The organism is Agromyces mariniharenae (genome assembly GCF_008122505.1).
GTDB lineage: Bacteria > Actinomycetota > Actinomycetes > Actinomycetales > Microbacteriaceae > Agromyces > Agromyces mariniharenae.
This window is the reverse complement of the sequence record NZ_VSSB01000001.1, coordinates 21,978-36,823: the sequence shown is the minus strand read 5'-3', so window position 1 is coordinate 36,823 and position 14,846 is coordinate 21,978. Positions and strand designations below refer to the sequence as shown.

At 74.1% G+C, this 14,846-nt stretch carries 8 protein-coding genes; 4 read left to right on the top strand and 4 right to left on the bottom strand.

Annotated features, from left to right (window positions below):
- Positions 1 to 46: 46 nt before the first annotated feature.
- The 3 genes from FYC51_RS19065 to FYC51_RS00135 form a co-directional block, all read right to left on the bottom strand.
- Positions 47 to 1,150 (bottom strand): IniB N-terminal domain-containing protein, encoded by a 1,104-nt coding sequence (locus FYC51_RS19065; RefSeq protein WP_187432424.1) that lies wholly within the window; start codon positions 1,148 to 1,150, stop codon positions 47 to 49.
- A gap of 244 nt (positions 1,151 to 1,394) precedes the next feature.
- Positions 1,395 to 3,935, bottom strand: a complete 2,541-nt coding sequence (locus tag FYC51_RS00140; protein WP_148731628.1) for a LuxR C-terminal-related transcriptional regulator — start codon at positions 3,933 to 3,935, stop codon at positions 1,395 to 1,397.
- On the bottom strand, positions 3,932 to 5,704 hold the full coding sequence (locus tag FYC51_RS00135) for an Hsp70 family protein (protein WP_238476144.1): 1,773 nt from the start codon (positions 5,702 to 5,704) through the stop codon (positions 3,932 to 3,934). The genes FYC51_RS00140 and FYC51_RS00135 overlap by 4 nt, the downstream gene beginning before the upstream one ends.
- 244 nt (positions 5,705 to 5,948) lie before the next feature.
- On the opposite strand from FYC51_RS00135, the gene FYC51_RS00130 reads away from it, so the two are divergent.
- The 4 genes from FYC51_RS00130 (at position 5,949) to FYC51_RS00115 (ending at position 14,395) form a co-directional block, all read left to right on the top strand.
- The gene (locus tag FYC51_RS00130; protein WP_148731626.1) at positions 5,949 to 7,475 is read left to right on the top strand and encodes an alpha/beta hydrolase; all 1,527 of its coding nucleotides are present in this window, start codon (positions 5,949 to 5,951) and stop codon (positions 7,473 to 7,475) included.
- Positions 7,476 to 7,566: 91 nt separating this feature from the next.
- Positions 7,567 to 9,012, top strand: a complete 1,446-nt coding sequence (locus FYC51_RS00125) for a pyridoxal phosphate-dependent decarboxylase family protein (RefSeq protein ID WP_148731625.1) — start codon at positions 7,567 to 7,569, stop codon at positions 9,010 to 9,012.
- 69 nt (positions 9,013 to 9,081) lie between these two features.
- A complete protein-coding gene (locus tag FYC51_RS00120) occupies positions 9,082 to 13,632 on the top strand; it encodes an ATP-dependent helicase (protein ID WP_148731624.1) in 4,551 nt (1,516 codons plus the stop codon).
- A complete protein-coding gene (locus FYC51_RS00115) occupies positions 13,619 to 14,395 on the top strand; it encodes a DNA-formamidopyrimidine glycosylase family protein (RefSeq protein WP_148731623.1) in 777 nt (258 codons plus the stop codon). The genes FYC51_RS00120 and FYC51_RS00115 overlap by 14 nt, the downstream gene beginning before the upstream one ends.
- On the opposite strand, the gene FYC51_RS00110 is transcribed toward FYC51_RS00115, so the two are convergent.
- Complete coding sequence (locus FYC51_RS00110) at positions 14,392 to 14,742, bottom strand: DUF1844 domain-containing protein (RefSeq protein ID WP_420797205.1); 351 nt, start codon at positions 14,740 to 14,742, stop codon at positions 14,392 to 14,394. The two genes, FYC51_RS00115 and FYC51_RS00110, sit on opposite strands and share 4 nt — an antisense overlap.
- Positions 14,743 to 14,846: the final 104 nt, after the last annotated feature.

The window sequence follows — 14,846 nt, the reverse complement described above, 5'->3', positions numbered from 1 at the left end:
CGGCCCGGTGCGGGATGTCCCGCACCGGGCCGCAGCCGGCAGGTGATTACAGGGTGATGTCGTCGACCTCGACATCGACGTCGACCTGGTCGCCGGGGCCGGTCTCGACGTTGTTGTCGTTCAGCGAGTCCTCGACCACGACGTTGTCGTTGAGCGAGTCGTCGACCACGACGTTGTCGTTGAGCGAGTCGTCGACCACGACGTTGTCGTTGAGCGAGTCGTCGACCACGGTGTTGTCGTTCAGCGAGTCGTCGACCACGACGTTGTCGTTGAACGAGTCGACGGCCACGTTGTTGTCGTTCGCCTGGAACGAGTCCTCGACCACGACGTTGTCGTTGAACGAGTCGTTGACCGAGTTGTCCTGGAAGGAGTCCTCGATGTCGACGTCGACGTCGACGTCGTTGTCCTGGAACGAGTCCTCGATGTCGACCTCGGTCGAGTTGTCCTGGAAGGAGTCCTCGATCTCGACCGAGTTGTCCTGGAAGGAGTCCTCGATGACGACGTTCGTCGAGTTGTCGGTCGAGTTGTCGGAGTTGTCGTTGAACGAGTCCTCGATCTCGAGCTCGTTCTCCTCGTTGAACGAGTCGTCGATGTCGACGTCCAGGTCGAACTCGGTGTTGCCCACCGCAACGTTGCCGCCGGCGACGATGTTGCCGTCGCCCATGTTGTTGGCCTCGTTCTCGAACACCTGGTTCACGTCGCCGTTCGCCCAGATGTTCTGGTTGACCGACTGGTCCTGGATGACGTCGCGGTCGTCGATGTAGGAGTAGTTGTTCACGACGCTGAGCAGCTTCGCCTTGGCCGCTGCGTAGTCGCCGCCGCCGTGACCGCCGGACCAGCCGCCGCCACCGCCGCCGCCGTGACCGCCGCTCCAGCCGCCGCCACCGCCGCCGCCGCTCCAGCCGCCGCCACCGCCGCCGCCGGCCGCCGCGGAGTTGATCTCGTTGCCGCCCGTGTCGTACTCGCGGTTGCCCACCGGCGAGAAGTCGAGCGCGACCGGCAGGACCGCGTCGACGTCCGCCGCGCAGATGCCCTGCAGACCGGCGCTCTGGAGCGCACCGTCAGGGTCGGCGGCGAAATCGGCGCCGGCCTGCGGGCTCTTCAGCAGGTCCATCAGGAAGTCCAGCAGTGCCGTCGTGATGTTCGTCATGATGTTTCCCCTCCACTTCGAGGTATCGGTTCGATGACCGACATCGACGCCGGCCCCCACGAGCAAGCCTGTCGCGCGGCCGGCGTCGCGGCATCGGGTCATGTCCCCCCATGCGGCGGGGGGCCGATGGGGGTTTCGGCGCGCGGCGTTAGGGGATCGCGGGGGACACGACGGCGGATTCCGGCTCGCCGGGATGACGGGACCGGGTGCGGGGCACGTGCGGATCGGGGGACGTTCCGAAGCGCTATTGCCCGGGGTCCTCCTCCAGCGCCACCCGCAGCCTCGCGAGCAGCTCGGAGCGGGTGGTGACGCCGAGGCGTCGCCGGATGCGCGCGATGTGGTGCTCGGCGGTGCGCGGCGAGATGAAGATGGCGTTCCCGATCTCCGCGTAGGTCTTGCCCTCGAGCACCAGCCTCGCCACCTCGCGCTCGCGTGCGCTCAGGAGGCCGTCGTCGCGCTGCGCGCCGTTCGCCTCGGGGTCGGGCTCTGCGCCGGCATCCGGTCGCTCCTCGTCGGGATGCAGGCTGCGGGCGAGGGCGAGCAGCTGGAGGGTGTCCCGGTGCTCGGACGCGCGACCTGCGGCGTGGCCCGCGAGCCGGCTCGCATCCCACGGGTAGCCGGCGGCGGCGAGGTCGCGTGCGGCCTGCTCCACGCGCTCGACGACCACGTCGCCGGCGATCGCCGCCGCCCACGTCCGACCGGCTCGGGCGAGGTGCTCGGCCGTGCGACCGCCCGGCGCGGCATCCGTGAGCGCGTTCGCGTGCCGCTCGACCGCCTCGGGGTCGTTGAGCAGGATCGCCGCTTCGATCCCCGCCCAGTGCAGGCCGGCCGACCAGCACGCCGGCCGGCCGGCGCGGTCCAGGAGGTCCCCGGCCGCGGTGAGCTGCGATTCCAGCAGGCGGGTCTCGTGCAGGCGGGCGGCGGCGACCGAGAGCTCGGCCAGTGCCGGCAGTGCGAACAGGTCGATGGGCATCCGGGCGATGGCCTCGCGGGCCGCCGCCCAACCGCGGAGGAGGGCGGCGAGGTCGTCGGTGCGGCGGGCGAGCCCGACGCGCACGGCGTGCGCGAGCACCTCGTCGCGGAGACCGAGCGGCTGAGTCGCCGAGATCGCCGACTCGAGGTGCTCCCGCGCACGCGCGGGACGATCCGCGCGGAGCGCGACGAACGCCCGCATGAGCCGGAGCCGCGCGTCGAAGGCCGGGCCGCCCTGCGACGCGCCGATCGCGCCCTGGAGCACCTCGTCCGCGAGGTCGAGCTCGCCCGCATTGAGGGCGACCTGCGCGGCGAGCATCGCGGGCGCCTCGGGGAGCGGGCCGAGGGTCGCGGACTCGTTCATGAGGCTCGACGCCTGCAGGAGGGACGAGAGCGCGAGGTCGGAGGAGCCGTCGAGCGCGTCCAGGATGCCGTCGGCCGTCAGCCGCAGCGCCACCTGGCCCGAGGTCGGGTACTCGACGTCGGGCGCATCGGACACGGTCGCGCGGGCTCCGGCGACGTCGCCAACGCCGGCGAGGCAGATCGCCGCGATCGGCGCGATCGAGCCGTCGACGGCCGCGAGGGTGCGGCACGCGTCGGCGCTGCGGCCGAGCATGCCCTTCCGTGCCCATGTCGCGGCGGCGACGGCGACGGTTCGGGCGAGGTCGTCGGGCGCGTCTCGCCCGAGCCCGAGGTCGACCAGGCGTTCCGCGGCGGCGACGTCGCCCGCCGCCCACGCCGCCTGGGCCAGCCGCCCGGCGATGGGGTGCTGCTCCGCGCCGAGGTCGATGAGCGCGGCGTACTGCTCGCGGGCGGCGTCGGGATCCGCCTCGAGCAGCTCGTCGCCCCTCGCGCGCAGCGCGGCCAGCACCCGCGGGTCGCGGAAGTCCTGGCGTGCCAGCTCGAGCGCGGCGTCGCCGAGCTGCGCCCCCGCCGCGTCGACGGCGTCGACGAGCTCGCGGCGCAGCGTCCACAGCTCGTGCGGCGGCGCTCCCTGCAGGACGGCCGCCTGCACGAGCGGGACGAGCGAGCCGTCGGGCGCGACCAGCCCGCTCGCCCGCGCCGCTGCGGCGAGGGAGCGGAGGTCGGCCGCCGCGAAGCGGGGCGCAGTGGCGAACGCGGCCCCCGCCGTCGAGAAGCCGACGGCCAGGGCGGCCAGGTACTCGTGCAGTTCGGGGTCGAGGCCGTCGAGCTCGTCGCGCATCGATTGCAGCGACTCGGCCGGCAGCACCGGTCCGGCGGCCCAGTCGTGGTCGGCGCCCGCGGCGAACGCGGCGTCCACGAGTCGCGGATTGCCGCGGGTGAGCTCGAGCACGCGGGCCGCCGCGTCGGTCGGCGGTTCCGTGCCGAGGAGCTGGGCCCCGCGTCGCCGCACCTGCGCCGAGGTCAGCGGATGCAGCGCCAGCACGGTGCCGCGCTTGCCGAGCCGATCGGCGAGCTTCGCCATCGCCGTCGACCGCGGCCACGGGCGGAACGCGACCACGACGTGCGGGCCGTCGTCGCGGACGAGCGCGCGCAGCCGCCCGAGTTCGTCGTCCGTGAGTCCGTGCGCATCGTCGACGAGGAACGCGACGCGCTCCGTCGCGTCGGGAAGGTCGGTGGCCTCGACGTCGTCGACCACGTGGAGCCCGTGCGCGCGGAGGGTCGCCGCGAGGTCGCCGAGGAGCGTCGACTTGCCGGAGCCGCCGGCTCCGAGGATGCCGACGTGCACCGGATGCGCCCCGCCCACGATGCGTCGGGCGAGGGCGTCGGCCTCGACCGCGGCGTCGTTCGAGACGGCGGTCCGTGCGTCGTCCGAGGACGGCCGCGTCATGGCGCCGGCGCCGGCTCGGGCTCCGGCACGGGGTCGGGTGCGGGCTCGGGCTCCGGCGACGGGTCGGCGACAGGCGCGGGCGACGGGTCGGGTGTGGGCTCGGGGACGGGATCGGGCGTGGGCTCGGGGACGGGATCGGGCGTCGGTTCCGGCGAGGGGCTGGGCGGCGTGGGTTCGGGCTCGGGGCTCGGTGCGGGATCGGTGGTGCCGGATCCGGCCGGCGAGACGTCGTCCTGCGGCGTCGTGGTGCCGGTCGTGGGGCTTCCGGTCGCGGGCGTCGCGCTGTCGGCCTGGACGACCGCCCGGCGCGGTGCGGCCGGATCGGAGTCGGGCGCGGCATCCGTGCCGCCTCCGGCGTCCGCGTCGGCGCCGCCGCCGATGGCGGCGAGGGGCACCGCGGAGCCGAACACGTATCGGCCGGCGGGGAGGCCGTCGCTCTGCTCGCCCGATCCTCCGGGCTCGCCGCCCTGCTCGCTCCGATCCCCGGCGGCGAGCGGCGTGATCGGGATCAGGATCGCGAGCAGTGCCGCAGCAACGCCGGCGAGCACGAGTGCGCGGAGACCCATCGACATGCGGCGGGACTCGGCGGCCGGGGTCGCGGCGATGGGCACCGCCGGCGGCGCGGCATCCGCTTCGACCGCGTGCGCGGTGCCGGGGTCGGATGCCGCGACGGCCGCAGCAGCGGGAAGCAGTCGTGCGGCGGCCACCGCGGCACCGAGGCTGATGGAGGCCTTCGGGTCGGCGTCGACCGCCACGGGCAGCTCGAGCTCGGCCGACAGGAGCTGGGTGACGACGGGGATGCGGGACGAGCCGCCGATGAGCAGCACGGCGCTCACGTCCTCGGGCTCGAGATCGGCGTCGGCGATGGCCGAGCGCAACGTCGCCACGGTGGACCGCAGCGAGCCGTCGATCATCTGCTCGAACTCCGACCGCACGAGGCGCACCCGGGCCTGCCCCTTCGGCAGGAGCACGGGGACCACGGTCTCGGCGTCGAACGACAGCGCCTCCTTGGCGTCGGTGCATTCGCGCCGCACCCGGGCGAGCGCGAGGGCACCGTCGGGCACCGTCTCGTCCACGTCGGCGAACGCGCTCGATGCGAGCTCGCGCACGTGCTCGAAGATCCGCTGGTCGAAGTCGGCGCCGCCCAGGCGCTCGATGCCCGTCGGCGTGCCGATGAGCGCGAAGGCGTCGTCCTCGCGCTTGCGCAGGAGCGCCACGTCGAAGGTGCCGCCGCCGAGGTCGTAGACGGCGATCGCCGCGCCGTCGTCCACCTTCTCGTGCGCGAGGTAGTGGAGTCCGGCGGCCTCGGGCTCGCTCACGAGCACGACGCCCGCGAGGCCGACGCCGGCGAGGGCGCCTCGGACGAGGCCGATCCGGTGCTCGCCCCACGAAGCCGGGTGGGACACTGCGATCACGTCGGGCGGCGCGCCCTCGTGCGCCTCAGCGCGCTCGACGACCCACTGTGCGAGCACCGCGAACAGGTCCTCGGGTGCGACGCCCAGGTCGCCGACGATGATCGGCGTCTCGTCGCCGATCCGGCGCTTGAACTCCCGGACGACGCGCTCGGGATGATCGATGGCCCGCCGCTCGGCGGGCTCGCCGACGACCACGCCGCCGTCCTCGCCGAGGTACACCACCGTCGGCACGGCGGCCTTGCGCGTGCCGAGCTCCAACGGCTCGTAGGCCATCGACCCATCGAGCGCACGCCGGCCGATCGCAGCGGCGGTGTAACTCGTGCCGATGTCGATGCCGAGCACGAAAGACTTCACCCGACTGAGCCCCCTCAGGTGTGGCGCCCCGGACCGGGTCGTCGCCGCAAGGCGGGCGCCGCAACGTGACGAGTATCCCGCGGGGCCAGAGGGGCGGCAACAGGGTTGACACCCCCGTTTCGGGGTACAGGAGCGGAATCGTCGGGGTACATCGCCGCCATTCCGGGGCGGAACGGGGGGCGCGTCGAACACCCCCCGAACGAGGGTCACGCATGAGCCGACGCGCCCGGCGATACTGGGGGCCATGGTGGGGGTGTGCAAGGGAGCCGTCGCGCTCGCCGCGGCGTCGGCGATCGCGGTGGCCCTGAGCGGGTGCGGTCTCTCGCTGTTCTTCCCGGTCGTCGACGAGTCGACGCCGACCGGCGAGGACGTCGATGCAGCGCTCGAGCCGTTCTACGGGCAGGTCATCGCCTGGGACGAGTGCGAGGAGTTCCAGTGCGCCACGGCCATGGCGCCGCTCGACTGGGACGACCCCTCGGCGGGCGAGATCGAGCTCGCGCTCATCCGGCAGCCGGCGCGCACCGAGAAGGCCGGCACGCTGCTCGTGAATCCCGGGGGCCCCGGGGCATCCGGATTCGACGCCGTGGCCCGGGCGATCGACGTGACCGCGACCGAGGGGCTGCAGGACCGCTACGACATCGTCGGCTTCGATCCGCGCGGAGTCGGCCGCTCGACCGCCGTGTCGTGCTTCGAGCCCGACGACCTCGACAAGCTGCTCTACGGCAATCCGCGCGGCTCCCGAGGCTCCGAGGAGTGGATCACCACCCAGAACGACCTCACCCACAAGTTCGGCCAGGCCTGCCTGGCGAAGTCCGGCCCGCTGCTGGCGAACGTCGACACGCTGAGCACGGCGCGCGACCTCGACATGCTGCGCGCGGCGCTCGGGGAGGAGCAGCTGGACTACCTCGGGTACTCGTACGGGGCCTACCTCGGCACCGTGTACGCGGGCACCTTCCCCGACCGCGTCGGACGGATGGTGCTCGACGGCGCGATCGACCCGAGCCTCGGGCACGCCGCGATCACCCTCGCCCAGGCCCAGGGCTTCGAGACGTCGCTCCGCTCGTACCTCGCGACGTGCATCCCTGCGGCCACGTGCCCGTTCCAGGGAACGGTCGACGACGGCATGGCGGCGGTCCGGGGCATCCTCGACGCGGTCAGGAAGAACCCGATCCCGTCGACCGACGGCCGCGTGCTGACGGCCGAGACCCTGCTCATCGCGATCGCCGCGCCGCTCTACAACGCGACCACGTGGCCCGTGCTCGACTCGGTGTTCACCACGGTGCTCGCGATGCAGGCCGACACCGCCCTCACCGTCGCCGACGGCTACTACGGCCGCACGCCCGACGGGCAGTACGCGACCAACCAGATGGAGGCGCTGCGCGCCGTCAACTGCCTCGACTTCGAGTACCAGAACAACGTCGAGCAGATGAAGGCGCTGGCGCGCGAGCTCGACACGCTCGCCCCGTACCTCGGGGTCTACCTGACGTTCGGCGACCTGTCGTGCCTCTCGTGGCCGTATCACGCCGAGCAGCCGAGGGCCGCGATCACCGCGCCCGGTGCCGCGCCAATCCTCGTGCTCGGCACCACGAACGACCCGTCGACGCCCTACGCCTGGGCGGTGGCCGTCGCGTCGCAGCTCGAGAGCGGCATCCTCGTGACCCGCAACGGCGACGGGCACACGGCCTACAACAAGGGCAACGCCTGCGTGGATGCCACGGTGGAGGCGTACCTCGTCGACGGCGTGGTGCCGCCCGGCGACGTGACCTGCTGATCGGCGCCCCCCCGTCCGGGTCGTTGACCGCCCTCGGGCCTCGGAGCAGAATCGAAAGGCGCGCGCCAGGCGCGCGGAGGACAGGTGACTCATGGTCGAGCCCGGCGACTCCGGTCGCATCGCAGAGCCCTCGCTCGCAGCGCCCTCGCTCGCAGCGCCGTCGCCCTACGACGATGTGCTCGACGTCGCCGAACGCCACGCCCGGGCCTGGGTCTCGGGCATCCGGGAACGGCCGATCCCGCCGCGGCTCGGCACCGACGAGGTGAAGGAACGCCTCGGACGCGACCTTCCCGAGTCGGGCGAGCCGGCGACCGAGGTGCTCGACCTGCTCGCCGAGGCATCCGAGCCCGGCCTCATGGCGATGGGCTCGCCGCGCTTCTACGGCTGGGTCATCGGCGGCACGCAGCCCGTCGCGCTCGCCGCGGACTGGATCGTCTCGGCGTGGGACCAGAACACCGGCCTGCGCGTGGTCACGCCGGCGGTCGTCGCCGTGGAGGAGCTCGCCGGCGAATGGCTCGTCGACCTGCTCGGGCTCCCCGCCGGCAGCGAGGTGGGCTTCGTGACGGGCGCCACGATGGCGCAGTTCACCTGCATGGCCGCCGGACGCGACGAGGTGCTGCGCCGCGCCGGCTGGGACGCCGAGACGCAGGGCCTGGCCGGGGGCCCGAAGGTGCGGTTCATCGCGGGGGAGGAGCGGCACGGCACCAACGACCTCGCCGCGCGCTACCTCGGCCTCGGCAGCCCGATCGTCGTGCCGAGCGACGAGCAGGGTCGTATCCGCGTCGACGAGCTCGAGCGCACCCTCGCCGAGGGCACCGGCCCGGCGATCGTGCTGCTGCAGGCCGGCAACATCCACTCGGGCGCCTACGACGACTTCACGGCGGCGATCCGCGTCGCGCACGCCGCCGGGGCCTGGGTGCACGTCGATGGCGCGTTCGGCCTGTGGGCCGCGGCCTCGCCGAAGCTCCAGCACCTCGTGGCGGGCATGGACGATGCCGACTCCTGGTCGTCCGACGCCCACAAGACGCTCAGCGTCCCGTACGACTGCGGCCTCGCCATCGTGCGCGACCCGAAGGCCATGCACCGCGCGATGAGCATGCACGCGAGCTACCTGCAGGCCACCGACGTCGGCGCCGACCCGCACGAGAAGGCGCCCGAGCTCTCGCGTCGGGCGCGCGGCGTGCCGACCTGGGCGGTGCTCCGCACGATGGGTCGCACGGGTGTCGCCGCGCTGGTCGAGCAGCTGTCGGATGCCGCGAGCGGCATCGCCGAGGGCGTCGGCCGCCTGCCCGGGGTCGAGGTGCTCAATGAGGTGGTGTTCACCCAGGTCTGCATCGCGCTCGAGGACGACGCCGCGACCGAGGCGCTCAGCGAACGCCTGTGGGACGAGGGCGAGGTGCTCGCCATGACCTCGCGATGGCACGACCGGGCGGTCGTGCGGTTCTCGGTGAGCAACTGGCAGACGGATGCCGCGCAGGTCCGCCGCACGGTCGACGCCGTCGAGCGGGCGCTCGCCGCGGTGCGCGCGGGCGGGTAGGCCGCGCGCCGCCCGCGCCGTGTTGCCCACACCGGCCGCGATGTCGGCGGCATCCGGTTGAATGGGGGGATGGCCGAGGCGCTCGAGGCGTTCTCGCCCGCGACGCGGGCGTGGTTCACCGAATCGTTCGCCGCGCCCACCGAGGTGCAGCGTGGGGCGTGGCAGGCGATCGCGCGCGGCGACCACGCGCTCGTGGTCGCGCCCACTGGCTCCGGCAAGACGCTCGCCGCGTTCCTCTGGGCGATCGACCGGCTCCACCACGAACGGCTCGAGCAGCCCGTCGCGTCGCACGGCACCCGCGTGGTCTACCTCTCGCCGCTGAAGGCCCTCGGCGTCGACGTCGAGCGCAACCTGCGGGCGCCGCTCGTCGGCATCGCCCGCACGGCGGCCGCACTCGAGGTCGAGGTGCCCGAGGTCACGGTCGGCGTGCGCTCGGGCGACACGCCGCCGGCCGAGCGCCGCACGCTCGTGACGAACCCGCCCGACATCCTCATCACCACGCCCGAATCGCTCTTCCTCATGCTCACGTCCGCCGCGCGCGAGACCCTGCGCGGCGTCGAGACGGTCATCGTCGACGAGATCCACGCCATGGCGGGCACGAAGCGCGGCTCGCACCTCGCGCTCTCGCTCGAGCGGCTCGACGCACTCGTCGGCCGGCCCGTGCAGCGGGTCGGGCTCTCCGCGACGGTGCGCCCCCATGAGGAGGTGGCGCGGTTCCTGTGCGGCACCCGGCCCGTCGCGATCGTGGCACCGCCGTCGGGCAAGAAGTTCGACCTCTCGGTGCGCGTGCCCGTCGACGACCTGTCCGACCTCGCCGGCGAGACGGGCGCGGGCACGGTGTGGCCGCACGTCGAGGAGGCGATCCTCGACGAGGTCCTCGCGCACCGGTCGACCATCGTGTTCGCCAACTCGCGGCGGCTCGCCGAGCGCCTCACGGCGCGGCTCAACGAGCTGTGGGAGGAGCGGAACGCGCCCGCCGAGGCCGTCGAGGCCGCGGCATCCGTCGGCTGGCCCGCTGCCGGCCGAACCGGCCGACCGCCGGCCGAGCTTCCCGGCGCCTCGGGGCTCACGGGCGGCGCCGAGCCCATCATCGCCCGCTCCCACCACGGCTCGGTGAGCAAGGAGGAGCGCGCCCTCGTCGAGGCCGACCTGAAGGGCGGGCGCCTGCGCTGCGTCGTCGCCACCTCGAGCCTCGAGCTCGGCATCGACATGGGCGCGGTCGACCTCGTCATGCAGGTCGAGTCGCCGCCGTCGGTCGCGAGCGGCCTGCAGCGCATCGGGCGCGCGGGCCACCAGGTCGGCGAGGTGTCGAAGGGGCTCATCTACCCGAAGCACCGCGCCGACGTGCTGCACTCCGCCGTCGCGGCCGAGCGGATGATCGCGGGCGCGATCGAGGAGCTCCGCATCCCGGCGAATCCGCTCGACGTGCTCGCGCAGCAGACCATCGCCGCCGCCGCACTCGACGAGTGGGACGTCGAGGACTGGTTCGAGCTCGTCCGCCGCGCGGCACCCTTCGGGGCCCTGCCGCGGTCGGCCTTCGACGCGACGCTCGACCTGCTCGCGGGGCGCTACCCGTCCGACCGGTTCGGCGAGCTGCGGCCGCGCATCGTGTGGGACCGCGACGCCGGCACCATCGTGGGCCGGCGCGGCGCGCAGCGGCTCGCCGTCACGAGCGGCGGCACCATCCCCGACCGCGGCATGTTCGGCGTGTTCATGATCGGCGAGGCGGGCCCCGGCCGGCGGGTCGGCGAGCTCGACGAGGAGATGGTCTACGAATCCCGCGTCGGCGACGTCTTCGCCCTCGGCGCAACGAGCTGGCGCATCCAGGAGATCACGCACGACCGGGTGCTCGTGGCACCCGCCGCCGGCGAGCCGGGCCGCCTGCCGTTCTGGAAGGGCGACGGCATCGGGCGCCCGGCCGAGCTCGGCGAGGCGATCGGCGGGTTCATCACCGAGCTCGCGGGCGCGCCCACGTCCGACGCGCTCGTGCGCAGCCGTGCGGCCGGGCTCGACGAACGCGCCGCCAAGAACCTCGTCGCGTTCATCGACGACCAGCGCGCGGCGACCACGGTCGTGCCCGACGGCGCCAACCTCGTGGTCGAGCGCTTCCGCGACGAGCTCGGCGACTGGCGCATCGTGCTGCACTCGCCCTACGGCATGCGCGTGCACGCCCCGTGGGCGCTCGCGATCGGCGCACGCGTCCAGGAGGAGCTCGGCGTCGACGCGAACGCCGTCGCGAGCGACGACGGCATCGTGCTCCGCATGCCCGACACGGGCGACGACCCGCCGGGCGCCGAGCTCTTCACGTTCGAACCGGCCGAGCTGGCCCAGATCGTGACGCAGCACGTCGGCGGCTCGGCGCTGTTCGCCTCGCGGTTCCGCGAGTGCGCCGCGCGGGCGCTCATCCTGCCGAAGACCAACCCCGGCCGCCGCTCGCCGCTCTGGCAGCAGCGCCAGCGCGCCTCGCAGCTGCTCGAGGTCGCGCGCGACTACCCCGACTTCCCGATCCTCCTCGAGGCCGTGCGCGAGTGCCTGCAAGACGTCTACGACCTGCCCGCCCTCACGCGCATCGCCGAGCGCATCGAGCGCCGGCAGCTGCGATTCGTCGAGGTGAGCACCGAGTCGCCGAGCCCCTTCGCCGCGAGCCTCCTGTTCGGCTACGTGGGCGCGTTCATGTACGAGGGCGACGCCCCCCTCGCCGAGCGGCGCGCCGCGGCGCTCTCCCTCGACCCGGCGCTCCTCGCCGAGCTGCTCGGCACCGTCGAGCTCCGTGAGCTCCTCGACCCCGAGGTGGTGGTCGAGACCGAGCGGATGCTGCAGCGCCTCGACCCCGAGCGCCGGGCCCGCGGTGACGAGGGGGTCGTCGACCTGCTCCAGGGGCTCGGGCCGCTCGCCGCCGACGAGATCGCCGAGCGCGTCGACGACGAGACCGATTCCGCTGCGGCGATCGACGCGCTCGTCGCCGCTCGTCGCGCGGCACGCGTGCGCTTCGCGGGCCGCGACTGGGTCGTCGCCGTCGAAGACGTGTCGCGCCTCCGCGACGCGCTCGGCGTGCCGATCCCGCCCGGGCTGCCCGAGGCGTTCGGCGAGTCGGTGCGCGATCCGCTCGGCGACCTCGTGAGTCGCTTCGCACGCACGCACGGCCCGTTCACCACGCCGCAGGTCGCCGAGCGCTTCGGCATCGGCCAGGCCGTCGCCCGTGCCGCGCTCGGGCGGCTCGCCGCCGAGCGCCGCGTCGTCGAGGGCGAGTTCCTGCCGGGCGGCGCCGGGCTCGAGTGGTGCGATGCCGGCGTGCTCCGCCGCATCCGGCGTCGCTCGCTCGCCGCGCTGCGCGAGGAGGTCGAGCCCGTCGAGCCCCGCCAGCTCGCCCGCTTCCTGCCCGACTGGCAGCACGTCGGCGGTCGCCTGCACGGCGTCGACGGGGTCGCCGCCGTCGTGGAGCAGCTCGAGGGCGTCCGCATCCCGGCGTCGGCGTGGGAGGCGTTCGTGCTGCCCGCGCGCGTCGACGACTACCGCCCCGGCATGCTCGACGAGCTCACGGCGTCGGGCGAGGTGCTCTGGGCGGGGGCCGGCACGCTTGCCGGCGACGACGGCTGGATCAGCCTGCACCTCGCCGAGACCGCGGCGCTCACGCTGCCGCCGCCCGAGGCGGGTCCGCTCGATCCGCTCGAGGCCGAGCTCCTCGCCGTGCTCGGCGGTGGTGGCGGCTACTTCTTCCGCCAGCTCGTCGAAGCCGTCGGCGCCGACGACGACCGCGCGGTCATCGAGGCGCTCTGGCGGCTCGTCTGGGCCGGACTCGTGACGAACGACACGTTCGCGCCCGTCCGCGGGCTGCTCGCCGGCGGCGGCGCGCACAAGACCCGCGCGCCGGCACCGCGCGCGAGGATGCGCGGCCGCTCCCTCACCCGGCGCGCGCTCGCGGCATCCGTCACGTCCGATCGCGCGGCCCGCGCGGCGGCGAACCCCGCGCACGCCGCCGGACGATGGTCGGTCGTCCCGCTCGCGACCTCGGCCGCCACCCCGCGCGCGCAGGCGCTGGGCGAGACGCTGCTCGAGCGCTACGGCGTCGTCACCCGCGGCTCGGTCGTGGCCGAGGGCATCGTGGGCGGCTTCGCGCTCGCCTACCGCTCGCTCTCCGCGTTCGAGGACTCGGGGCGCGTGCGTCGCGGGTACTTCGTCGACGGGCTCGGCGGCGCGCAGTTCGCGACGACCGCTGCCGTCGACCGGCTCCGCGCCCAGCCGGCGAGCGGCGCGATCGCGCTCGCGGCCACCGATCCGGCCAACCCGTTCGGCGCGGCACTCGAGTGGCCCGAGCCGCCCGGCGACGGCACCCACCGCCCCGCGCGCAAGGCGGGCGCGTTCGTCACGATGGTCGACGGGGCGGCGACGCTCTACCTCGAGCGCGGCGGCCGCACGGCGCTCGCGTTCACCGACGACCCCGAGCTGCTCGGCGCCTCCGCGACCGCGCTGGCCGACGCGCTCCGGCGTGCGCGCGCCGAGCGGCTGCGGGTCGAGACGGTGAACGGCGCCAACGTCTACGGCTCGGTGCTCGACCCGGCGCTGCGCGCGGCGGGCTTCCGCGAGACGCCGAGGGGGCTGCGGTTCGATGCCCGAGGGTGACACCGTCTACCAGGCCGCCCGTCGGCTCGACCAGGCGCTCACCGGACGCACGGTCGAGCGCACGGACTTCCGCGTGCCCGCCTACGCGACGGTCGACCTGGCGGGGCAGCCCGTGCACTCGGTGGCCAGCCGTGGCAAGCACCTCCTCATGCGCATCGGCGACCAGGTCGTGCACTCGCACCTGAAGATGGAGGGGGAGTGGCGCGTCTACCGCCCCGGCCAGCGCTGGACGCGTCCGGGCTTCCAGGCGCGCGCGGTCGTCGCGGTGCCCGGAGCGGTCGCGGTCGGGTTCGACCTCGGGGTGCTCGAGGTGTTCCCGGCGAGCGAGGAGGCCGACCGGATGGCGTACCTCGGGCCCGACGTGCTCGGACCCGACTGGGACGCGGCCGAGGCGACCGCGCGCATCGCGTCGAAGGCCGACGTGCCGATCGCGGTCGCGCTCGGCGAGCAGCGCAACCTCGCGGGCCTCGGCAACGTGTACGTCAACGAGGCGTGCTTCGTGCGCGGCATCCGCCCCGATCGTGCGACCGCCACGGTCGACGTGCCGCCGCTCGTCGACGTCGCGCGGCGCATGATCGTCGCGAACCGCGACCGCATCGCGCGCACGACCACCGGCAACGACCGTCGCGGCGAGCGGCTCTGGGTCTACGGTCGGGCCGGCGAGCCCTGCCGCCGGTGCGGCACGGCCATCGAGCACGGCCGCCTCGGCCGCAACGACGTCGAGCTCCGCGATTCCTACTGGTGCCCGAGCTGCCAGACCTAGCTGACCGGACCCGTCCACTTCTCGCCGGGGCCCTGGCCGATCGCGTCTGGGATGGGCGAGGCCTCGCGGAACGCGAGTTGGAGCGAGCGCAACCCGTCGCGCAGCGACCGCGCGTGCATGTCGCTGATCTCGGGCGCGCCGGCCGTGATGAGCCCCGCGAGGGCGTTGATGAGCTTGCGCGCCTCGTCGAGGTCGACCTGCGACGCGGGGTCGTCGGCGAGGCCCACCTTCACGGCGGCGGCGCTCATGAGGTGCACGGCCGCGGTCGTGATGACCTCCACGGCGGGGACCTCGGCGATGTCGCGGGTGGCGTCGGCGACGGTGGACTCGTCTGAACTGTTGCTCACAGACATCCTCTGTTAGACTACTGCGGGCCCGGGGCCAGTCCCCGGTACGAAAGTGGAGATTCTCCCACCCGCGCATACCGCTTCATCAAGGTTACCGGGTCGAT